Raw genomic sequence first — 19,784 nt, 5'->3', positions numbered from 1 at the left:
CTGCTAGAACGGCGGAGGCATCTGCTCTGTCACCGGCGTGGGCTCGGGCGTGGGCTCGGGCGTGGACCTCGTCTTCGCCTTCGCCTGGATCTCAGGAAATTCGATCTGATTGGCCGGCTCGGTGCTGTACCTTCGGCCGGTTGGTGATGTCCAGTGCAGGGTGCCGTCACCGGATGGATCTTGGGTGACTTTCCATCCTGTTTCGTGTTTGTCTGTGTGGTGTTTGGGGCAGAGATGGGCGAGATTGCCCAGACTGGTTTCGCCTTCTTCACCGTTTTCATTGAAAGCCACCGTGTGGTCGATGTCGCAGGTTCTCGCTGACCGGTTGCAGCCGGGATCTCGGCAGGTTTCATCGCGCAGCTGCAGCACCCGACGCAGATCGGACGGGGCCTTGTATTTGTCTCGTCCGACCGAGAGCCAGGCGCCGGTCTCGGGGTGAGTGAGGATGCGGATGAAACTCGTCGCGTTACCAACCAGTTTGCGGGCGGAATCCATGTCAATGGGTCCGTAGCCCTCGAGGGTGGCGGGTTCCTCGCTCTGGCCCAGCAGGCTGAGCACCGGCACAAGGAAGGCAACATCGGGCTTGATCCCGGACCAGCCGCCGACGCCAGGGCGCCCGCCGGGATCTGACGCGTCGCCGCGGGCGAGGATCAGTTCGGCTGCCACATCGGCCCGCAACTGTGTGAGTGTGCGATCCTCGGTCGGACCCTGCAGGCTCATGCTCACGTCGGTGATCCGGTTGAAGATCGCATAGGCCTGCACCGCAGGCAGGTACAGGGTCAGGTTCGCCATTCCGTCGGCCACCGGGTCAAGGAACATCGCTCGGTCCTCGGCGCACCTTTCGTGCCGGGCTTTGATCGATGACTCATCGAGTCGTTCGCGTGCTTTTCGCACCCGGTCACCGAATTGCGCGGCAGTCAGTTCGACAGCTTTCGGCAGCATCTTCTCTTCAAGAGCCGCCCGGTTCTCGGCGCTCAAGCCAGAGACCTGGTCGATCATGATCGTCGCGTGCCGGTAGCTCATTCGGCCCGACTGCAGCACAGCCAACGTCGCGGGAAGTTCATGCACGAGCACCCGCGAGTACTCGATCAGCGTTTCGGTCGTGCGCTCGGGCAACCGGAGCGCTGCGGCGATCTCGGTGACCAGAATCCGCCGCGCTTTGTGCTGTTGGTCGGCCGTGTCATCCGCTGCCAACGCCAGCGCGTCGACCCGAGCGGCATCGATCGCGACTGCCCGATCACCAGCGTCAGAGGCCAGCCGCGCCTCGGTTTCGACGACCAGATCGAGCCGTTTATCGAAGCGATCTACAAGGGAGTTCATACCCCGTATTCTCCTCGGCACCACCGACATTCCTGCGGGCGGAAACATCCGCTGACCGGCCCTTGTGCATAACTTTCACAGGCGATCTCTGTGGAGGAATCGACACTAAGAAGTGCGCCAGAAAACCAACTAGCCCCAGAGCACTCCGAACAGCGCACCGAACGCTACCGTGACGCCTGCAAGGACGAGGGTCGGCACGAAGAACGAGTGGTCGACCAGCTTGGTTCCGAGCTTGGTACTGCCGCTGGTGTCGAAGTTCGCCGCCGCGATCTGAGAACCGTTAGTGGGCAACAGATAGATTCCGGCGAACGCTCCTGCCCACATCCCAGACAGCAAACCAAGCGGGATACCAGCCGCCAATCCGATCGGCACGATTGTTCGCGTTGCCGTGGATTGGCTGGTGGTCAGCACACAGACAATGAAGACGCCGAGGGCGAAGATCCACGGTACTGCGGTGACCAGATCTCCGATTGTGGATGCGATCTCCTCGGAGTACGCGGCCAGGAACGTGTCGGTGAGCCAGGCGAGACCAAAAAGTGCGATCGCCGAGACCATGCCGGCCCGAAAGACAGTAGCCATCGGAACCTCAGACACCTTCGGGCGGCAGACGATCAAGATGACTGTTCCGGCAACGAACATGACAATCTCGATGATCGCTGTCATCGAGATCGGGTCACCGACGGCGTCGAGTGGACGGATGCCCTTGAAGAGCCCAAACACAACGATCAGGATGACGCCGGCGAAGAAAATAAGTGCCGCATTGCGACCTGACTTGGTTGCGGTGACCTGTACGTGCACCGGGGCGGCGTTTCCGGGTTGACTGCCCGCGGGATCCGAGGCGCCTGAGGAATCCGCACCTGCACCTGCATCCGCACCTGCACCTGCACCTGCACCTGCCCCCGCAGCCGCAGCCGCTGTTGTTACTGCACCTGAGGCATCCGCTGCCATGCGCTGCTGAGCGAACGGCGCCGTGATGAGGCCCGCAGAAATCTTGGCCTGAATCTCGGGGTCGTCGGCGATGTTCTTTCCCAGACGGCGCACCACGAATGAGGTGAGAACGATGCCGACGACGCAGGCAGGGAATGTCACTTTGATGATGTCGATTAGCTCGTAGTCGTACGGATTCACATCGGTCAGCGTGACCATCGCTGCCATGGCGGCCGAAACCGGGCTGCAGGCCAGTGCGATGCCTGTAGCGACGACCGACAGTGACAGCGGGCGGGAGGGGCGGATGTTGTTGCGGTACGAGAGATCCTGGATGACAGGCAGCAGCGGATACAGGATGTTCGAGGTGCCTGCACCGACAGAAAACAGGAACGCAACGAGAGGCGCAACAAGCGTGATCTGCTTCGGATTGCGCTCGATGAGACGTGCCGCGATCGTTACCATCCAGTCGATGCCTCCTGCAACCTGCATCACCGACGAGGCGAGCACCACAGACAGCACGATGAGCAGGGCGTCCACCGGCGGTGAGCCGGGCGGCAGCCTGAAAACGAAGACCAACAGGGCAACGCCTGCGCCACCCCAGAGGCCGAGGCCGACGCCGCTCGATCTGGTGCCCATGACGATGCAGCCCAGAACCACAAGCAGCTCGAGGATGAAGAGTGCGATGTCCATGGCTCCCCCAGATTCTCAAAGCAAGTAGCTCTGTCAGCTTGAAAGCTCGTTTCAGCTATATCTGCAGTGTGCGAGGAGTCGTCAAAGGCGACAAGTCCTCTATGCCCAGCCGAGTTCGTGCAAGCGTTGATCGTCGAGGCCGAAATAGTGGCCGATCTCGTGCACGAGGGTGATGCGCACGCGAGCCCGCAGTTCGTCCAAGGTGTTGCAGTGCTCCTGCATGTTGTTCTTGAACAGGGTGATCCGATCCGGCAGCTCGCCGAAGCCGTACATGCCACGAGTGGTGAGCGGATGCCCGGTGTAGAGACCGTACAACCGTGGACGTTCGCTGGGCGGCTGGTTCGCCACCACGATTCCCACGTTTTGCAGATCGCCAACCATCTCGTCGGGGAGCGAATCGAAGATATCGCCGACCAGTTTCTCGAAGTCCTCGTCCGAAATCTCGACCATGCGGCCATCCTGCCACCGGGACGGCCGGCGGGGCAGGATGCGGCTTACAGTCAGAACCCGCGTAGCCTAGAAGCCGGACCACGACTCGCGTGGCCGCATGAAAGGCTCCCGTGAAGATCAACCAGCTTCGACACTTCGTCGCAGCCGCCGAGGAGCTGCACCTTGCGCGTGCCGCCGACAAGCTCGACATCCCGTTGGCGATGATGAATTCTTCGATCGCCGCGATCGAGGCCGAGATCGGTCAGCCCGTGTTCGTGCGTACCGGCGAGGGAACCAAACTGACCAAAATCGGTACCGTGCTGCTCGAGGACGCCAGGGCAGACATCGCCGCAGCCCCCGCGCCTGTCAAGAAGGCGACCAACGGAGGCGGCAAGGCCAAAGCCTCCAAGGGCAAGGGCAGGGCACCCGCGGTGAAGGGCGAGCCGAAACCGTTCAAGAAACGTCAGGGCCGCTAGGGCCTGCTTTCCCGCGGAGACCGCTGAATCTGCTGAGACAGCTGTATCTATTGAGCGTCTGTTCTGCCCCGAGCCTCAAGCGCTGACACGCACGCTGCGAGCTGTCGGCGCAGCTGCGCCTGCTCGGCGCCGTCAAGGCCCGAGCTCATTGCTTCCTCGACGGATTGGGCCGCAGAGCTGGCCACCTGCAGCTTCGCGCGGCCGGCAGCGGTGAGCTCCACGGGCAGAGTTCGGCCACCCTGCGGGTGCTCCTGGCGAGAAACCAGGCCGTCGCGCTCCAGCGTCTGCAGCAAGACGTTCATCGATTGCCTAGACACAAATGCTGCTCGAGCGAGCTCAGAACCTGACAGCCCCGGTCGCTGCGCAAGGATTTCGAGGCAGGCATACTGCGAGACCGTCAATCCCAACGGCCGCAGCGCGGCATCCATTGCAGAATGAAGCACGCTGTGCGCTTGCTTGAGCAGATATCCGAGCGATGTGCCCAGCTCCACTCCCTTGGCCCCTTGATTCATGTCAACATCTTGACATAGAATCATCATGTCAACATATTGACATCAAACATTGGCATCTACCAAAGGACGCATCATGGCCGTTTTCGGGCCCGACTTCATTTCGCTGCAGGCGAGCGATCTGAATCGCTCAGCAACTTTCTACGAGGGCACCCTGGGACTCGCCCGGGCGGCGCAGAGCCCGCCAGGAGCCGTCGTCTTCGACACCACGCCCATCGCTTTCGCTGTGCGCGCGAGTGTGCCAGGCTTTGACCTCGCAACCGTCCCTCAGCCCGGTGCGGGAGTGGCACTGTGGCTCCGCAGCAGTGACGCCCAGCAACTCCACGATGCGCTTGTCGCCGCGGGGACTCACATCACGGCGCCGCCCGTCGACGGCCCATTCGGCCGAACTTTCAGCTTTGCCGACCCTGACGGCTACGTGGTCACCATCCACGACGCACCGTGAGTCATGTGCAGTGAGGCATGCAGACTGACCTCCGTTAGAGCTCAGTGACCTGCCCGGCCTCCACGCGCCAGTGGCGGTCTGTGTGCACGTTGCCCAGCATCCGTCGGTCGTGGGTGACCAGAAGCAGCGTGCCCTCGTAGGTCTCCAACGCCTGCTCGAGCTGTTCGATGGCCGCCAGATCGAGGTGGTTTGTCGGCTCATCGAGCACGAGCAGGTTGATGCCGCGCGCCTGCAACAGGGCAAGTCCGGCGCGCGTGCGCTCACCGGGCGAGAGTTCATCGACGGGACGATTGACGTGGTCGGCCTTGAGCCCGAACTTAGCCAGCAGAGTGCGCACTTCGCCACTGGCCATATCGGGAACGAGCTCTTCGAAGCTCAGAGCGAGCGGACGGTCACCAGCCAGCAGTGACCTGGCCTGATCGATCTCACCGATTCGCACGCTGCTACCAAGGCTTGCGGTGCCCTCGACCGGTTCAAGCCTGCCGAGCAGTGCGCGCAGCAGCGTCGACTTGCCTGCGCCGTTGGGGCCGGTGATACCGATGCGCTCCCCCGCGTTGATCTGGATCGATACAGGACCGAGCGTGAAACCGCCCTGGCGGAACATTGCATTGCTGAGCGTGGATACAACGGTGCTTGAGCGCGGTGCTGCACCAATGGTGAACTCGAGCTGCCATTCCTTGCGCGGCTCGTCGACCTCGTCGAGCCTGGCGATGCGGCTTTCCATCTGGCGCACTTTCTGCGCCTGCTTCTCGCTGGACTCAGCGGATGCCTTGCGGCGAATCTTGTCGTTGTCTGGCGCCTTCTTCATGGCGTTGCGCACGCCCTGGCTTGACCATTCGCGCTGGGTGCGTGCACGGCCGACCAGGTCGGCCTTCTTCTCGGCGAACTCGTCGTACTTCTCTCGTTTGTGGCGCCGGTCGGTCTCGCGCTCCTCGAGGTAGGAGTCGTATCCGCCGCCGAACACCCGGTTGGACCCCTGGGCCAGGTCAAGCTCAAGCACACGCGTGACGCAGCGCGCCAAGAACTCGCGATCGTGACTGACGAGCACAACGCCGCCACGCAGCCCCTGCACGAATGACTCGAGCCTTTCGAGGCCGTCGAGGTCGAGGTCGTTGGTCGGTTCATCGAGCAACACGATGTCGAACCGGGACAGCAGCAGTGCGGCCAGCCCGACGCGGGCCGCCTGACCACCGGAAAGCGACGTCATCAGTGAGTCTTGCGAGACGGATGACGCTGAGCCGCCCGGGATTGCAGAGCCGCCCGACAGAGTCAGGCCGAGGTCCGCCAACACAATCGGCAGGCGTTCGTCGAGGTCAGCTGCGCCGCTCGCGAGCCAACGGTCAAGGGCGGCGGAGTAGACATCCGCTGGGTCCTTGCCGTCGGGTCGCGGTGTCGGGTTGAGGTCACCAAGTGCGGCTGCCGCATCGTCCATCTCGCGGGTCGCCTCGGCGCAACCGGTGCGGCGGGCGATGTAGTCGGCGATGGTCTCGCCGGGAATCCGCTCGTGTTCCTGCGGCAGCCAGCCGATGAAGGCATCCGCTGGCGAGAGGGTGACGGTGCCGGCCTGGGGCTGTTCGACGCCGGCGAGGATCTTGAGCAATGTCGATTTGCCCGCACCGTTGACGCCGACGACCCCGATCACGTCGCCGGGAGCGACAGTCAGGTTGAGCGAATCGAAGAGTGTGCGGTGGGCATAGCCGCCGGCCAGGCCCTGGGCTACGAGTGTTGCGGTCATCCCTCAATCGTCTCATTGGGTGGCTGGTCGCCGTGCCGAGCTCTTGGGTCGCCCATTTTGGCTCCTGCTCGCGCGCCGCGACCAGCGAAAATGGGCGAGCCGCGTTCTCAGGATCGCAACGCCGCCACCGCCTCGATCTCGACCAATTGGTCGTCGTAGCCAAGCACCGTGACGCCGAGCAGCGTGCTCGGCACATCATGGTCACCGAATGCCGCTCTCACCACGTCCCAGCTGGTGACCAGGTCGGCCCGAACATTGGAGGCGACGAGCACTCGGGTGCTGATGACATCCGCGATGCCAGCACCTGCTGCGGCCAGCGCGACGACCAGATTCTCCATAGCCTTCGCTGCCTGCACAGCGTAATCGCCGACACCGGCCGTCGATCCATCGACATTCAGCGGACACGCGCCTGCGAGATACACAATCCGCGCTTCGGCGGGCGCTGTCGCCGCGTACGCGTACTGAGCTCGGTCTGACAGTTCGGGTGAGCGGATGAGAGTCACCACGCTCGCGGCACGTTCGGCCGTACCGTCGAAGAGAGTAGAACCTGTCATGCGCTGCACGCTGCCTTAAACATGGCCAGAGCATAGCCGAGCGTTCCCCCGCGGGCCACGCGGGCCACGCGGGACGCTAGAGCGGCTTCGCCATCTGCACGTTGAGCTTTCCGGGATCCAACTCATACGGAAGCGCGTCACCGGTGAGGGCGTAGCCGCGCTTCTCGTAGTACGCACGGGCGCGCTCGTTGTCTTCGTGCACGTGCAGGGTGAGAACGTCGCTCCTGGTGCGGGCCCAGTCCTCAACGGCCGACAGCAACGCATCCGTCACTCCCGCATCCGCGCCCCGGTGGTCAGGCGTGACGTACACCCCGACGAGTATCGGCTCACCCGGCGGCACCGTATAAGCACCCATGCCGCCAATCCAGCGACCGGACTCATCGATTGCGGCGAGCGCGATGCCGTGCTCAGCGGTTCCGCGAGCGCCACGCATCCGCCACTCGGTTTCGTCATGCCCGAGCGCATCGTTACGCGTTTCACCGAAGGCGATGGGCGTGTCGGCCAGCATCTCGAGCCGGAGCGTCCTGACGTCTTGCCAGTCGTCTTCTGTGGTGCGGCGGATCTCGAAAAGTGGAGTGCTCATCGCTCGATACTAGCGAGGCGGCGCCTGCAGGAATCGCACCATGTTGCCCGACGGATCGCGAAATGCACAGTCACGGGGGCCCCACGCCTGGTCAGTCGGCTCCTGCAGAACTTCGGCTCCTGCTGCCCGAACCTTTTCGAACATGGCGTCGACGTCGTCGGTGCGGAAGACGATGATCGGCAGCGCCCCTTTGACGAGAAGTTCCTGCATCGCATCGCCGTCAGCGGGCGACCTGCCGGCGTGTGGCTCAGAGAGCACGATTTCTACATCGGGCTGCGTGGGGCTGCCGAGCGTGACCCAGCGATAGGGGCCGGATGCGACGTCGTTGTGCACCTCGAGACCGAGCGCATCACGATAGAACGCGAGCGATTCATCGACGTCGTTGACGGTTACTTGTGAGTATTGGAGTGCGATAGTCATGACTGCAACGCTAGGCAACGCCGGCGTCAACCGCTTCTCGAATCCTGCTCGATTCACCGTGCCCGTGCCCGTTCACGCGCGTCCTGCTCGGTCTGGTGTGGGCTTTCGCCACGCAGGCGGGCATAGCCGTCACCGCGCCATGCTCCCTGAGACGGTACGAGCTCGGCGTCTCCCCCACGAGTTCGGTGAATCGCGAGCTGAAGGAGCCGAGCGACGTGCTGCCGACAGCCATGCACGCATCGGTCACGCTCATCCCCGCACGCAGCAGCACCATCGCGCGCTCTATCCGACGGGTCATCAGGTAGCCATAGGGCGTCTCGCCATACGCAGCCTTGAATTGCCGCGAGAAATGAGCGGGCGACATGAGCGCCCGCGCCGCCATCGTCGGCACATCGAGCGGATGCGCGTACTCCCGATCGATCAGGTCACGCGCCCTCCGTAGGTGCGCCAGATTCGCAAGCTCCTGCGGCGTCATATTTCGAGGCTACACCCGCAGTTCTCTTCAGCGCGTGGCCTGAAACCGACGCCTCGATCGACACCGGGTTAGCGACGCTGGGAGCGACGTCGTGAGCTACGCAGGGAGTGCGAGCGTATTGTGGATTGCGAGAACGGGCAGCGGTAGACCCCGAAGCGCGGTCTTGATACGGCTAACACGTATCCACATTTATATACGTTTGCATAAAAAGGAGATGCCCCATGAAGGCATGGCAGTTCACCGGTACAGACAAGCCACTCGAGCTGAATGAGGTTCCAGAACCGCACGCGGGTCCGGGACAGGTCGTCGTCCAGGTGAAAGCCGCGGGAGTGTGCCACTCAGACGTGACTGCACTTGACGACGCAGGCTGGATGCCTCTGTTCTTCGAGCTGCCCCGCACCATGGGCCACGAGAACGCCGGCGTGATCATCGAGGTTGGCGAAGGAATGGACCACTGGAAGGTCGGTGACCGCGTCGGCCTCGCACCCGTGATGAGCGACGGTGACGCACTCGGCTACGGCAAGTGGGATGGCGGCTTCGGCCCGCAGCTCCTGGCCACCGATGACAACCTGGTGAAGCTGCCCGATGAAGTTTCGTTCGAGCTCGGTGCCATGGCAACGGATGCCGGGCTCACGGCCTACCACGCCATCATGGCCGTGGGCGGGGCCAAGGCAGGCATGAAGGTCGGAGTCATCGGCTTGGGTGGTCTCGGCTATATCGGCGCCCGGGTCGCGGCACTTTCCGGCGCAGAGGTATACGGCGCAGAGGTCAACCCTGAGACCCGCAAGCTGGCCGACGAGATCGGACTGGCCGGTGTCGCAGAATCGATCGACGCGTTCAAGGACAAAGACCTCGACCTGATCGTCGACTATGCAGGCTTCGGCACCACAACATCTGCCGGCATCGAAACTCTCGCTGAGTTCGGCACGTTCGTACAGGTGGGGATGGGTCGCCTCGAAGCGACGATCAATACCTACCCGATCATCATCAACCAGCTCACCATCAAGGGTTCCAAGTCCGGCACCAAGGAAGACCTCGAGAACCTCTACGCTCTGATGAAGTCCGGCGAGCTGAACCCGCCGATGAACATCATCACCCAGGCCGAGATCCCTGACGCAGTCGACAAGCTGCGCGCAGGTGGCGTTGTCGGCCGCTTCATCGCCGTTTACGAATAGATCGAATAGATCGAATAGATCAAATAGATCGACAGCGAAGAAGAGTCAGCCGGCTGCAGGGCCGGCTGACTCTTCCCTTGTTGCCGGGTACCGTCGTAGGCATGGATCTCGATGTACCGACAACGCTTGGACCGGGACGACTCGTCGTCGATTGGGCAGACGAGCCGCGTGCAGTGCTCTGGCTCGGTCACAGTGCCGGAAGCGGGATCGAGGCCGCCGACCTGGTCGCCCTAGCGACGACCCTGCCCAGTTTCGGCATCACCGTTGTGCGCTACGAACAACCCTGGCGTGTGGCTGGCCGCAAGGTCGCGCCTCGTCCGGCGGCGCTCGACGTGGGCTGGATGGATGCTGTATCGCACGTGACCGACATCGCCGAGGGTCTTCCCCTCATCGTCGGCGGCCGCAGTGCGGGTGCGCGAGTTGCCTGCCGTACAGCGGGTGCCGTCGGCGCCGTCGCTGTCGTCTGCCTATCTTTCCCGCTGCACCCGCCCGGAAAACCCGAGAAGTCCCGAATCGATGAACTGCTGACGCCACGTGTTCCCGTGTTGGTGCTGCAGGGCGAACGGGATGCCTACGGGAGCGCGCGTGACGTGACATCCGCAGTCACGGCGATGGATGACGTTGCACCCGTAAGCGCGATCCCTCGCAGCATTCGTGTGATGCCTGTGGCGGGCGCCGATCACTCGATGGCCGTATTGAAATCGTCACCGCTTGACGCGTCGGGCGTCGGGCGTGTGGTCATCGATACGGTGCGCGAATTCATCGATGAGGTGATCTAGGGGGCTAGGCGCCCCAGCTGCGGCTCGGGGCGATGATGCGAGAGACTACATCGTTGCCTTCTGTCGCGAGTACCAGCACAGAAATTGCCGGCACACCGTCAATCCCATAGCCATCGGGAAACTGCGGAAGCTCTGTCCACTCGAGCGAAACGAAGCCGTCCGCCAGGTGATCGGGGTGGGCTTCTCCGACACTCGAGATCGAGTCTCCGATTGCAACGCCGTCACTGGTCGACAGGGTGACATTCCCCACAGTCGCGCCGGTGAGAAGAACAAAGAACTCCGAATAATACGGGGCTTCCACAGCCCACTCGCCGTCGCGCAGAGCGAACCCATCCCAGGCATATTCGATTCCGGGAGGATTGTCGCCGCCAGCGGGGTAGCGACTGACCGTCGGCTCGCTTCCAATGGCTTCGGCGAGCGTTGCTGCGACATCTGCGGCAGGCTCGAAATAGTCGTTGTCACTCAGGACTGCGCCAGAGCCGTCCAAGATCTGGATCGATTCCACGGAGATCACGATTGATGCCGCAGCGGCAGGAGCCGGACTCTCGGTTGCGGTCGGCGTCTGCGCACTCGGCGAGCTGGTTGGCGCCGATTGCGCATCTGGCTGCGTGAGCGCCGAACATCCGGTCAGCGCGAGTACAACTACCCCCAGGCCAGCGACGGCAATGCGAATCCTGTTCCCCATGGCGACAGCCTAGGGGCTGCGTGAGCTACTCGGCCAGCGACAGGGCCACACCGTCGAGGATGTCGTGCTCGCTGGTCGTGACGAACTCAAGGGGCCTGCCCGCCGCTGCTGTGGCATCCGCTACCCGCTGCAGGATCGTCGCCCAGATGACCGCGCCGGCGGCGATCACATCGACACGTCCTGGATGCATGAACGCCAGCGCAGCACGCTCGGCGCGTGACATGCGGGTAAGCGATTCGCAGGCGTCAAGCACTACAGACAGCGGCAGTCTGCTGCCGTTGATGGCGTATGGATCGTAAGACGTGAGGCCGAGCGCGTGTGCGGTGATGGTTGTGACGGTGCCCGCCACCCCGATCACGTCGGTGGCCAGCGACAGATCGACCGTTTCGGATGCCACGTCCAGCGCGGCATTGACGTCGCGACGGATACCAGCCAGCTCTGCGTCAGCCGGCGGATCGGTCTGCACGAAGCGCTCGGTCAGGCGCACGCAGCCGACATCCATCGAATATGCCGCTTGGGGAATACTGGCACCGAGTACCAACTCGGTCGAGCCGCCGCCGAGGTCGATGACGAGGTGACGGCCGTCGAAATCCGTTTCGCCGAGCGCTGTCAGTGCTCCGCGGAACGACAGGGCCGCTTCTTCGGTTCCGGCGATGACCTCGGCCGGTACACCGAGAATCGACTGCACAGCATCGGTGAAGTCGTCGCGATTGGACGCGTCCCTGGTCGCCGACGTAGCAACGAAGCGGATGCGCTCCACCCCGTGCTCGCGGCACAGCTCGGCGTAGCGACGCGTGACCGTAAGGGTGCGTTGCAGCGCGTCGTCCGCGAAGCGCCCAGTGCGGTCGACGCCCTCGCCCAGCCGCACAACTTCAAGCGTGCGCACAACGTCCACAAGGGTGACGCTTCCGCTACCGCCGTCGACATCGGCACTCACATCGGCAATGAGCAGGCGGAGCGAGTTCGTTCCGCAATCAATGGCGGCGACACGAGTCATCGGGGCTCCTCGATAGGTGCGAACCGCCAGCCTACTCGGTCTACTCGGTCGAGAAATCGAGCTGCGAGTCGGCCACGGCGATGACTGACCAGGTTGCACCTTCGGCATCGGTGAACTCGTACGCTGGAACAACCAGCACACTGCCGTCAGGCTGCCACTGGCTCGCGAGGCCAAGCCTCGCACTGACGATCTGCACCTGATTCACCGACCAGGAGAGCGGGGTTTCCGCTGTCGGGGTGGCCGGCGGTTCTGTCGGCGCCACCCACTCCTCGGCTGTGGCCGAGAGCTCTCGCACAGCCATCGGCATCGCTGTCATTTGGGCGCCGAATCGCGGGTCGGACAGCCGCTCAAAGGCGTCCTGCTCGCTCACGATTGTGTAGTCGCCGAGCGGTACGACGTTGGCGAGCGAACCGTACGCGCTGTAGGTGCCAGAGCTGGTGAGTTCGATACTCCAACTCTGATCGACGCGCTGGCCGTCGATAAGCAACGATGCCTGAGCGCTTCGGGTGAATGAACCCTCCCACGACTCCGACGTGAACTCGTACGCGTCGGCATCCCTTCCCACCGAGACGATGAGCGCACGCAGCGCGTCGATTGCTGCACTCTCGCTGGGCAGGTCAGTGGGGGGATCACATGACTCCGTCGCCGCAGCATCCAAACCGCAATCCCACGGGTTGATCAGCGGGTCGGTGAAGGAGAAGCTGAGCGTTCCGTCGAGGCTCACAGACACGAATGATGTTGAGCCGTCTGGGGATCCGACGAACCAGGCGCCGTCCCTCTGTTCCGGAGTCCCCTCGACACCGAGTGCTGCCGCGAGCGCCGCGACGGTGGCGGCGTTTGACGATCCACGTGCGTCAAACGTGTAGGCCGCTGCACTGCCTGCACTCGTTGACAGCCCGGATGCGCTGAAGCTGTTGCGGCCCAGGGAGTACGGGAACATCCGATCTGATAATCCGGCCGACGACTTCGATTGGGCGCTGCTGGCCCCCGCGAAGCCACTCTGGGCGGCAGCGCCTTCCGGCATCTGGTCGGTGGTGCCCGCACCTGCCGGCAGCGAGATCGGAGCCCCCGCACCCGATGCTGCATTTGTCGGCTCTCCCCCGGTGAGCGCGCCAAGGCCGAAGCCGGCACCACCGACGAGTGCAACGGATGCCGCGACGGCCGCAATCTGGATCCATCGCGGACGGCGGCGCACACGCTCGGAGTTCAGGTCGGTTACCGGCGCCGACTCGGTCTCTGCCGCGCTACCCGGCTCGGTCTCGGTCTCGGTCTCTACGGCAGGCTCACCGAGCGTTCGCGCAACCACGTCGTCCGCGAATCCCGCGCGCGGCTCAACCCCTGCGGCGGGGTCAGTGGCGCGCAGTCGTGCGATCGGGTCGAGCTCATTGTCGTCGTTCATGGTGATCACCCTCTGTGAGTGCGGATTGCGTTGTGAGTGCGGGTTGCGTTGCGGATTGCCTTGTAGCGCGAAGCGGTTCACTAACGGATATGTGCGGCGAGGCCTGAACCTTGCACACACACGTCTAGAACGTCAGGCGTTCCTGCCACGCATCCCTGAGCCTCTTGCGGGCACGGGAGAGTGCGGCATTCGCTCCGGAACGCGAGATGGCGAGCACTGCAGCGAGTTCTTCACCGTCGAGCCCTTCCCATGCGTGCAGGAGCAGGATCTGCCGATCGCGTTCGCCGACGCTGGCCAGGGCTCCGCGGAGTTCGGCGTCGAACAGCGCGCTCAACTCCGGGTCCTCGCTGATGCGGATCCGGCCAGACTCCGGCACCTCGTCAACCGGCAGATCAATGTGTTTGCGGCGGTGATTGGCGAGCGTGAAGCCAGCTGTCCGATAGAGCCAGGGCAGCACGGCATCGAGTGGCACGTCATCTCGGCGTCGCCAAGCTGTTGCGAAGACCTCAGCGGCGAGGTCCTCGGCATCTTGGCGCGGGCCACGCCGCGCGAAGTAGCGCACAAGCGCGGTTGAATGTTCGGTGACCACAGCAGTGAACCACGCTGTGTTCGGCTGGGTATAGGTGGGCGCATCGGCTGCGGTGCTGTCAATCGTCACGACTTGAATGTGTCACACCTGCCGCCAATCTTGCACGGATGCCATAACTTCGCGCATCAGATCTTCCGTGCCGACACCACTGCATATGATCGCGCAAAGCACACTTTGTCCAATTGGTCAAGGGTGATGCACAAAATTACCATGGAGGCATGAGTAGCACATTATTCCCCCACCTCATGTCTCCGGGGTGTATCGGGTCCATGCAGACGGCCAACCGCATCGTCCTCCCCGCCATGGACATGAACGTTTCAGAGCATGGCGAGATCGAACAGACCGAGATCGACCACTACGTGGCGCGCGCCGCAGGCGGAGCCGGCCTGATCATCACGGGCGCGTGCGCCATCGCGTTCCCCTACGGCGCAGCATCCATGAAGGAGCCGGGGCTGTCAGAAGACAAGTTCATCCCCGGGCTGAAGGCATTGGCCGACGCCATCCATGCGGCGGGCAGCAAGCTCTGCGTGCAGTCCACGCACCACGGCAAGGTCGCCCGTGTCGACACCGCCAACGACCGCGCCGTTCTGGCACCCAACAAGCCGGACTACAGCTACGACATGTCAGCCCTGGCCGACAGCACCCCCGACGAACTGCGCAAGATGGGCGCGGCCACCGCAGGCAAGCAGACCTCCTACCACGAGATGACGGACGAGGACATCTCCTGGCTGGTCACCACCTGGGCGGATGCCGCAGAGCGCGTCGCCAAAGCCGACGCTGACGCGATCGAGATCCACGTCGCCCACGGCTACATTCTCGGCGTGTTCCTCAACCAGCGGGACAACAAGCGCACCGACGGGTATGGCGGCACCCTGGCCAACCGGGCACGCCTGGCCTGCGAGGTCATCAGCGCTGTGAAGGAGCGGGTGGGCGACCGTCTCGCCGTGCTCGTGCGGGTTTCCGGCGAAGAGTATGGACAAGAGGGCGGTCTCACTCTCGAAGAAGCGATCGAAGCCTCCGCGCTGTTCGAGAAAGCGGGCGCCGACGCCATCCACGTCACCGGCTGGGGACGCAACCCCTTCGACAACTTCACTGACGGCCCACTGCCCAGCAAGGTGGGCGCATACATTTCAAACGCCGCCGAGATCAAGAAGCACGTCAGCATCCCCGTTATCGCCGTTGGTCGCATGCTTCCAGAGGTCTCAGAGAAGGCCATCGCTGCCGGTCAGGTCGACTTCGCCGCAATGGGTCGCCAATTGCTCGCCGACCCCGACCTGCCCAACAAGCTTCGCGACGGCAAGTTCGACCAGGTGCGCCCCTGCATCAACTGCTACCTGTGCGTCGCCGAGAACTTCTTCGACGATACTCCCTTCTGCGCTGTAAACCCCGCGCTGGGGAACGAAGCGCTGCTGCCGCTCAAGCCCGCCTCTGCGTCGAAGCACGTCGTGGTCATCGGCGCAGGACCCGCCGGCCTGGAGAGCGCCAGAGTGCTCACCGAGCGCGGCCATCGCGTCACCGTGATCGACAAGTCAGATCGCCTGGGCGGGACGATGTGGTTCTCCACCATGACCACTCCAGACAACGAGCGCCTGTTGCGATGGTTCAAGTCCGAGATCAAGCGCCTGCGCATCGCCGTCAAGCTCAACACCCCGGCGACCGTCGAATCGATCAAGGCCCTTCGCCCCGATCACGTCATCGTGGCCACGGGAGCCGTACGCCCCAAGCCGGACTTCCCTGGCGGCGACCTGCCGAACGTGCAGACCGGCGACACGTTGCGTGCCATGATGCTCGGCACCGCAACCGCTGACGAGGCCGGCCTGGTGCTGAGCACCCTGGGCAAGGCTGGACGCCTCTCCGGCGTCACCAAGAGCCCCGAGTTCGTGCGCCAGTTCACCAAGTTCTGGCTGCCGATGGGCAAGGACGTCGTAGTGATCGGCGGATCGCTGGTGGGCCTGGAGCTCGCAGAGTTCCTGGCAGAGCGCGGACGCCACGTCACCCTGCTGCACGAGAAGCAGCAGCTCGGCCTGCCGCTGGCGATGCCCAGGCGCTGGACCGCGGTCAAGGATTCCCTGGCCCACGGTGTCAAGATCCACCGCAACGTCTCGATCACGCGCATCACGCCGAAGAGCGTCGAGTGGACAGAGGGCGAGGAGAGCTTCTCCGCTCCCGCCGCCATGGTGGTCTACGCAGACGGCACTACGGCCGCGGCGCCCCTCGCCGACGGACTTCGCGAAGCCGGTCTCACCGTGGATGTGATCGGCGACGCCAAGGAGGTCAACTACATCCATGGCGCCATCCACTCGTCGTGGGAGGTCACGACCGAGCTTTAGGCATAATCTCCCAGGATTGGTCCGAGCCCGGAGCTGTCCCCATCCCAACGGCCACGTTACGTCCCGCCGCGTCCCCCCGCGGCGGGACGTTGTATTGGCGGGTGATCCGCCTCAAACGTGTTGCTTACGAAGCGCGCCGGCCCCCCAGTCCATGTCCCCCGGTTCATGTCCCCCGATTTCCGGCGCATTTCTGTCCTTATCCCCCCTTGGACATGTCTAAGCCTACCCCCTGTGCGAACAAAATAATCACACTGTCTACTCCCCATTCGACTCTGTGTTCGCAGATTCTGGGCCGATCTCTGAGAGTGCGTACCCACGGGGGTATGACGATGATGAACCGGCAGCACCGGGCACAAACCGGGCTGTGACAGGCAGTGGCCGTTGGGACGCCCTGATCGCCCGAAGACGGACGGCCGCCCCGACCAGTGTCGTAATGGCCCTGTTGGGTGTCGGCAGTCCGACAGCATCACAGAACCGCCGGTCGTCGACGAGGCCGCTGAGGATGGCGGGAACGAGCGGCCTGAGTAACGCTGGCAGCCGCACCGCGGTGAGCTGCGCTGCTGCAGCCATCAATGTCTGGTTCGCTGGTGCCGGGCGCACGTTAGCTGATTCGTAGCGGTCGAAGAACTCAGCTGCGGCCTCATAGGTGGGCGGAATATTCGTCAGCCCCATCCGCTGCCCAAGTTCCTGGTAAAACCGGTGAGCAGCGCGCACCTCAGCCTGTTCAAGGGGACGCCAACCGTGTGCCATCGTCCAACGAACAGGAAGAACAAGCAACGAGATCAGAATGTAGAGAAAATCGTCGCCGGTTCCAGGAACGCTCCGGTGTACCCGTCGGAGAAGTTCAACCATCTGCTCACCGCGCTCACTCTCAATCCCATTCGCGATGATCTCGTAGATGACGATGCCGGTGTCTGAGGCACGCTTCTTCGGACGCCCCGTTACTTCCCCCGAGCCAACCAGGACGTCCGAGATGCGGGGGACGCCGAAGCTGCGGTAATAGGCGAGGAGGAACCCCACCCTCATCTCCGAGTCGAAATGAATGAGGGCTAGCTCCCGGAAGGTCGCCTCCCAATCGTCTGGCGAGGCGTCTCTGACCGCGTGGAGCTGTTCGGTGCGCGTGCGGTGGATGGCGCTACTCGCCTGTCTGGTCGGGGCCGCCGGCCAAGCCGCCCTCGAGAAGTTTCGTGATCTCTCGAAGAGCGTCCGGTGAAGTGTCTCCGAGGGTCCTGGCCGCGAAGTTGATCACTCGTTTGACTCGGATCATCCGGACCAGCTCCAGCTGAGAGTCAATGCGCTCCGGAAGGTCATCGTCTGACCCGAGCAAGTACTCGGGTGCAATCCCGAAGAAGTTGGCGATCTCGGTGAGAAGTTGAACGTCGCTGACCAGCGGCCCCTCGCCCCTGACCATGTACTGCCATCTGGCCCTAGAGAGCGAGACCCTCTTGGCCTTGAGACCGGCGGCGATCTCGCGGTACGTGTACGGCGTGTTTCCCTCGGCCACCACGACGTCGAGCAGCAGATTCAGCTTGCGTGCAAGCTCCTGTTGAGGTGTGGTCTGCGGGGTCACTGTCCCATCCGCTTCATTAGGCGTCTTGGTACTCATTGGTCCTCGAGTCGTTTGTGGTCCCGCTTCGTGTATCTGATGCGTGTCGAATATGAGCTTCGATCCTTCGAATGAGTCTGGCTTCACGATCTGAGAGCTGCTGCTCAGGGCGCAGAAGAAGGCTGTCACGAACTTCGACGTAGCGGCGGTGAAGATGGAGGGCGTGGTTCCCGCGGAAACATAGGTCCAGCCGTGACGTTGGTGCTTCCATACTGAGCTCAGGCAGGTCAGCGAGCAGCCGCTCCCAGAGTGGACTCAGCTCCCACAGCAGTCGTCGGCTCCTGCCCGCATCGATCAGGTTCCGGACAACTCCGACCAGCAAGCGGAGACCGAGACCACCAGCCAAGAGAACGGATGCGACAAGCGGGCACGTCACCGACAGGAAATCGACCGTCGCGCTCACGTAGGTGTCGCCGGTTGCCCTGGCGATCGCCACCCCCATCTGGACGACGACGTAGAGGGAGATGACAACCCAGCCTACGGAGATGATCACCAGCGCTGCCTTTATCGTTGCGTCCTGCTGGCGCTTGAAGTCTGATGTGCACGCGACGATTGTCGAGATCGCGAGAACGATGAGAGCGACCCAGGTCGTGAAGCTATAGACCAGCTGACTCCAATCACCGGGGCCGATGAACTGGATGTTGTCGATTTCCCAGCCGCTGGTGAAAAACAGAGCGGCCTGAATGAGGATGAGTCCGGTCGATCCCCAGAAAGCGACCCGCTTCCTGGCCGGGGTCAAACCGACCTTGGAGACAGCTGTCTGGATGAGGCCGTCGAACAGTGCCACACAGATGATCGCGGTCGCATGGAAGATGAAGTACGTGAGGTCGACTCCACCCAGGAGGCCGTCAACGAATGCATACGGGCCGTCGCTGATCAGCGTTATCGTGATAGCGAAGGCCAGCATGAACCCGAAAAGCAGACGTCGTGTGCCACGGAGCGCGCTGGGCACAAGCAGAAGGGTCGTGCCCCAGAGCGCCGCGAGCACCGCATATTCGATCAGTGCGAACATCAGAGAACCTGCCCGAATCCGGTTTCGAGTCCACGCCGGCTGAGTGACGCGTCCTTCCGCAGGATCATCGCCAGCTCATCCCCGATGGCCTCTGCCAGCGCTTCTTCCTCATCGGTGAAACTGCTTCTGGAGAGAGCAGAGACGATGGCGTTCATGGGGATGAGGGGCGCAAGAAGGGCGACCCGGTCGGCTGGCATCATCATCTTCTTGTGGTTGAGAATCATGTGGCCAAATTCATGGTTCACGAATTGCTGGCGGTGCACAGCGGAGTCTGTGGGCGCGTAGTGGATCCGCTCAAACCCTTCACCGGCCACCTCGAGCCAGAGCGCACAGATTCCACTGTCGACCATTCCCTGAGGTGCCTGCATGATCACGATCTTCTTCTGGCGAACGTGCTCCATATGCTGGTGCAAAGTCTCTGAGGTCAGGGGGCGCGGAAGGCCGATCTCCTGAACCAGTTGTTGAGCGCGTTGTTGCCGTGCTGCGTAGTTCACGTATGGATCCGATTGTCGTGTCGATTCGCTGTGTCCCCCAGAACCGGATCCAGCGCACCTGAAATATGTCTGACTGACGTCAGCATGTGATTCTGCAAGGTCCCTATGATAGCCAAAAAAGGCGGTGACCGGCACATGTTCCGGTCACCGCCCTC

The 19,784-nt window shown here is 63.1% G+C and carries 22 protein-coding genes; 5 read left to right on the top strand and 17 right to left on the bottom strand.

What is annotated here, in order from left to right; all coding sequences use genetic code 11:
- Positions 1-3 precede the first annotated feature (3 nt).
- From ACMT3I_RS02730 to ACMT3I_RS02720, 3 genes are all read right to left on the bottom strand, one after another.
- Positions 4-1,320: a DUF222 domain-containing protein gene (locus ACMT3I_RS02730; protein ID WP_414802901.1), complete on the bottom strand. Its 1,317-nt coding sequence runs from the start codon at positions 1,318-1,320 to the stop codon at positions 4-6.
- Between the two features lie 129 nt (positions 1,321-1,449).
- Positions 1,450-2,937 carry an anaerobic C4-dicarboxylate transporter family protein gene (locus ACMT3I_RS02725; RefSeq protein ID WP_414802900.1) on the bottom strand — a complete coding sequence of 496 codons (1,488 nt, stop codon included), beginning with the start codon at positions 2,935-2,937 and terminating at the stop codon, positions 1,450-1,452.
- A gap of 99 nt (positions 2,938-3,036) precedes the next feature.
- Complete coding sequence (locus ACMT3I_RS02720) at positions 3,037-3,387, bottom strand: metallopeptidase family protein (protein WP_414802899.1); 351 nt, start codon at positions 3,385-3,387, stop codon at positions 3,037-3,039.
- A gap of 110 nt (positions 3,388-3,497) precedes the next feature.
- Here ACMT3I_RS02720 and ACMT3I_RS02715 point away from each other — a divergent pair, with 110 nt between their 5' ends.
- Positions 3,498-3,842, top strand: a complete 345-nt coding sequence (locus tag ACMT3I_RS02715; RefSeq protein ID WP_414802898.1) for a LysR family transcriptional regulator — start codon at positions 3,498-3,500, stop codon at positions 3,840-3,842.
- A 47-nt stretch (positions 3,843-3,889) separates the two neighbouring features.
- Here ACMT3I_RS02715 and ACMT3I_RS02710 read toward each other — a convergent pair whose 3' ends face one another.
- Positions 3,890-4,354, bottom strand: coding sequence for a MarR family winged helix-turn-helix transcriptional regulator (locus ACMT3I_RS02710; RefSeq protein WP_414802897.1), 465 nt, complete (start codon positions 4,352-4,354; stop codon positions 3,890-3,892).
- 73 nt (positions 4,355-4,427) lie between these two features.
- On the opposite strand from ACMT3I_RS02710, the gene ACMT3I_RS02705 reads away from it, so the two are divergent.
- Positions 4,428-4,796, top strand: coding sequence for a VOC family protein (locus ACMT3I_RS02705; protein ID WP_414802896.1), 369 nt, complete (start codon positions 4,428-4,430; stop codon positions 4,794-4,796).
- A 34-nt stretch (positions 4,797-4,830) separates the two neighbouring features.
- Here the strand turns inward: ACMT3I_RS02705 and ACMT3I_RS02700 are convergent, their stop codons facing one another.
- The 5 genes from ACMT3I_RS02700 to ACMT3I_RS02680 all read right to left on the bottom strand — a co-directional run bounded on the left by ACMT3I_RS02700 (position 4,831) and on the right by ACMT3I_RS02680 (position 8,563).
- On the bottom strand, positions 4,831-6,531 hold the full coding sequence (locus ACMT3I_RS02700) for an ABC-F family ATP-binding cassette domain-containing protein (protein WP_414802895.1): 1,701 nt from the start codon (positions 6,529-6,531) through the stop codon (positions 4,831-4,833).
- Positions 6,532-6,638: 107 nt separating this feature from the next.
- On the bottom strand, positions 6,639-7,085 hold the full coding sequence (locus tag ACMT3I_RS02695; RefSeq protein ID WP_414802894.1) for a RidA family protein: 447 nt from the start codon (positions 7,083-7,085) through the stop codon (positions 6,639-6,641).
- A gap of 76 nt (positions 7,086-7,161) precedes the next feature.
- The gene (locus ACMT3I_RS02690) at positions 7,162-7,668 is read right to left on the bottom strand and encodes a GNAT family N-acetyltransferase (RefSeq protein ID WP_414802893.1); all 507 of its coding nucleotides are present in this window, start codon (positions 7,666-7,668) and stop codon (positions 7,162-7,164) included.
- Positions 7,669-7,677: 9 nt separating this feature from the next.
- On the bottom strand, positions 7,678-8,088 hold the full coding sequence (locus tag ACMT3I_RS02685) for a VOC family protein (protein WP_414802892.1): 411 nt from the start codon (positions 8,086-8,088) through the stop codon (positions 7,678-7,680).
- A gap of 10 nt (positions 8,089-8,098) precedes the next feature.
- Positions 8,099-8,563 carry a helix-turn-helix transcriptional regulator gene (locus ACMT3I_RS02680; RefSeq protein WP_414802891.1) on the bottom strand — a complete coding sequence of 155 codons (465 nt, stop codon included), beginning with the start codon at positions 8,561-8,563 and terminating at the stop codon, positions 8,099-8,101.
- A gap of 221 nt (positions 8,564-8,784) precedes the next feature.
- Here ACMT3I_RS02680 and ACMT3I_RS02675 point away from each other — a divergent pair, with 221 nt between their 5' ends.
- On the top strand, positions 8,785-9,738 hold the full coding sequence (locus tag ACMT3I_RS02675) for a zinc-binding dehydrogenase (protein WP_414802890.1): 954 nt from the start codon (positions 8,785-8,787) through the stop codon (positions 9,736-9,738).
- A 101-nt stretch (positions 9,739-9,839) separates the two neighbouring features.
- Positions 9,840-10,517: an alpha/beta family hydrolase gene (locus ACMT3I_RS02670; protein ID WP_414802889.1), complete on the top strand. Its 678-nt coding sequence runs from the start codon at positions 9,840-9,842 to the stop codon at positions 10,515-10,517.
- A gap of 4 nt (positions 10,518-10,521) precedes the next feature.
- Here the strand turns inward: ACMT3I_RS02670 and ACMT3I_RS02665 are convergent, their stop codons facing one another.
- The 4 genes from ACMT3I_RS02665 to ACMT3I_RS02650 form a co-directional block, all read right to left on the bottom strand.
- A complete protein-coding gene (locus ACMT3I_RS02665) occupies positions 10,522-11,202 on the bottom strand; it encodes a hypothetical protein (RefSeq protein WP_414802888.1) in 681 nt (226 codons plus the stop codon).
- Positions 11,203-11,227: 25 nt separating this feature from the next.
- On the bottom strand, positions 11,228-12,199 hold the full coding sequence (locus tag ACMT3I_RS02660) for an exopolyphosphatase (RefSeq protein WP_414802887.1): 972 nt from the start codon (positions 12,197-12,199) through the stop codon (positions 11,228-11,230).
- Positions 12,200-12,239: 40 nt separating this feature from the next.
- A complete protein-coding gene (locus ACMT3I_RS02655; RefSeq protein WP_414802886.1) occupies positions 12,240-13,598 on the bottom strand; it encodes a hypothetical protein in 1,359 nt (452 codons plus the stop codon).
- A 124-nt stretch (positions 13,599-13,722) separates the two neighbouring features.
- A complete protein-coding gene (locus ACMT3I_RS02650) occupies positions 13,723-14,256 on the bottom strand; it encodes an RNA polymerase sigma factor (protein ID WP_414802885.1) in 534 nt (177 codons plus the stop codon).
- Between the two features lie 149 nt (positions 14,257-14,405).
- On the opposite strand from ACMT3I_RS02650, the gene ACMT3I_RS02645 reads away from it, so the two are divergent.
- Positions 14,406-16,517: an FAD-dependent oxidoreductase gene (locus tag ACMT3I_RS02645; protein ID WP_414802884.1), complete on the top strand. Its 2,112-nt coding sequence runs from the start codon at positions 14,406-14,408 to the stop codon at positions 16,515-16,517.
- A 255-nt stretch (positions 16,518-16,772) separates the two neighbouring features.
- Here ACMT3I_RS02645 and ACMT3I_RS02640 read toward each other — a convergent pair whose 3' ends face one another.
- The 4 genes from ACMT3I_RS02640 to ACMT3I_RS02625 form a co-directional block, all read right to left on the bottom strand.
- The gene (locus tag ACMT3I_RS02640) at positions 16,773-17,537 is read right to left on the bottom strand and encodes an oxygenase MpaB family protein (protein ID WP_414802883.1); all 765 of its coding nucleotides are present in this window, start codon (positions 17,535-17,537) and stop codon (positions 16,773-16,775) included.
- 115 nt (positions 17,538-17,652) lie between these two features.
- Positions 17,653-18,123 (bottom strand): hypothetical protein, encoded by a 471-nt coding sequence (locus ACMT3I_RS02635; RefSeq protein ID WP_414802882.1) that lies wholly within the window; start codon positions 18,121-18,123, stop codon positions 17,653-17,655.
- A complete protein-coding gene (locus ACMT3I_RS02630; RefSeq protein WP_414802881.1) occupies positions 18,104-19,135 on the bottom strand; it encodes a DUF6545 domain-containing protein in 1,032 nt (343 codons plus the stop codon). The genes ACMT3I_RS02635 and ACMT3I_RS02630 overlap by 20 nt, the downstream gene beginning before the upstream one ends.
- Positions 19,135-19,629, bottom strand: a complete 495-nt coding sequence (locus ACMT3I_RS02625; RefSeq protein ID WP_414802880.1) for a hypothetical protein — start codon at positions 19,627-19,629, stop codon at positions 19,135-19,137. The genes ACMT3I_RS02630 and ACMT3I_RS02625 overlap by 1 nt, the downstream gene beginning before the upstream one ends.
- Positions 19,630-19,784 lie beyond the last annotated feature (155 nt).

This window comes from Leifsonia sp. A12D58 (genome assembly GCF_047530025.1).
GTDB lineage: Bacteria > Actinomycetota > Actinomycetes > Actinomycetales > Microbacteriaceae > Cryobacterium.
This window is presented reverse-complemented; position numbering and strand designations above follow the sequence as displayed.

What these genes read in the sequence shown, in the direction of transcription:
- ACMT3I_RS02630 (WP_414802881.1), bottom strand. Translation starts at nt 19,135, where the DNA reads ATGTTCGCACTGATCGAATATGCGGTGCTCGCGGCGCTCTGGGGCACG.
- ACMT3I_RS02675 (WP_414802890.1), top strand. Translation starts at nt 8,785, where the DNA reads ATGAAGGCATGGCAGTTCACCGGTACAGACAAGCCACTCGAGCTGAAT.
- ACMT3I_RS02665 (WP_414802888.1), bottom strand. Translation starts at nt 11,202, where the DNA reads ATGGGGAACAGGATTCGCATTGCCGTCGCTGGCCTGGGGGTAGTTGTA.
- ACMT3I_RS02655 (WP_414802886.1), bottom strand. Translation starts at nt 13,598, where the DNA reads ATGAACGACGACAATGAGCTCGACCCGATCGCACGACTGCGCGCCACT.
- ACMT3I_RS02730 (WP_414802901.1), bottom strand. Translation starts at nt 1,320, where the DNA reads ATGAACTCCCTTGTAGATCGCTTCGATAAACGGCTCGATCTGGTCGTC.
- ACMT3I_RS02705 (WP_414802896.1), top strand. Translation starts at nt 4,428, where the DNA reads ATGGCCGTTTTCGGGCCCGACTTCATTTCGCTGCAGGCGAGCGATCTG.
- ACMT3I_RS02645 (WP_414802884.1), top strand. Translation starts at nt 14,406, where the DNA reads ATGAGTAGCACATTATTCCCCCACCTCATGTCTCCGGGGTGTATCGGG.
- ACMT3I_RS02720 (WP_414802899.1), bottom strand. Translation starts at nt 3,387, where the DNA reads ATGGTCGAGATTTCGGACGAGGACTTCGAGAAACTGGTCGGCGATATC.
- ACMT3I_RS02685 (WP_414802892.1), bottom strand. Translation starts at nt 8,088, where the DNA reads ATGACTATCGCACTCCAATACTCACAAGTAACCGTCAACGACGTCGAT.
- ACMT3I_RS02660 (WP_414802887.1), bottom strand. Translation starts at nt 12,199, where the DNA reads ATGACTCGTGTCGCCGCCATTGATTGCGGAACGAACTCGCTCCGCCTG.
- ACMT3I_RS02725 (WP_414802900.1), bottom strand. Translation starts at nt 2,937, where the DNA reads ATGGACATCGCACTCTTCATCCTCGAGCTGCTTGTGGTTCTGGGCTGC.
- ACMT3I_RS02700 (WP_414802895.1), bottom strand. Translation starts at nt 6,531, where the DNA reads ATGACCGCAACACTCGTAGCCCAGGGCCTGGCCGGCGGCTATGCCCAC.
- ACMT3I_RS02710 (WP_414802897.1), bottom strand. Translation starts at nt 4,354, where the DNA reads ATGAATCAAGGGGCCAAGGGAGTGGAGCTGGGCACATCGCTCGGATAT.
- ACMT3I_RS02670 (WP_414802889.1), top strand. Translation starts at nt 9,840, where the DNA reads ATGGATCTCGATGTACCGACAACGCTTGGACCGGGACGACTCGTCGTC.
- ACMT3I_RS02695 (WP_414802894.1), bottom strand. Translation starts at nt 7,085, where the DNA reads ATGACAGGTTCTACTCTCTTCGACGGTACGGCCGAACGTGCCGCGAGC.
- ACMT3I_RS02690 (WP_414802893.1), bottom strand. Translation starts at nt 7,668, where the DNA reads ATGAGCACTCCACTTTTCGAGATCCGCCGCACCACAGAAGACGACTGG.
- ACMT3I_RS02680 (WP_414802891.1), bottom strand. Translation starts at nt 8,563, where the DNA reads ATGACGCCGCAGGAGCTTGCGAATCTGGCGCACCTACGGAGGGCGCGT.
- ACMT3I_RS02635 (WP_414802882.1), bottom strand. Translation starts at nt 18,123, where the DNA reads ATGAGTACCAAGACGCCTAATGAAGCGGATGGGACAGTGACCCCGCAG.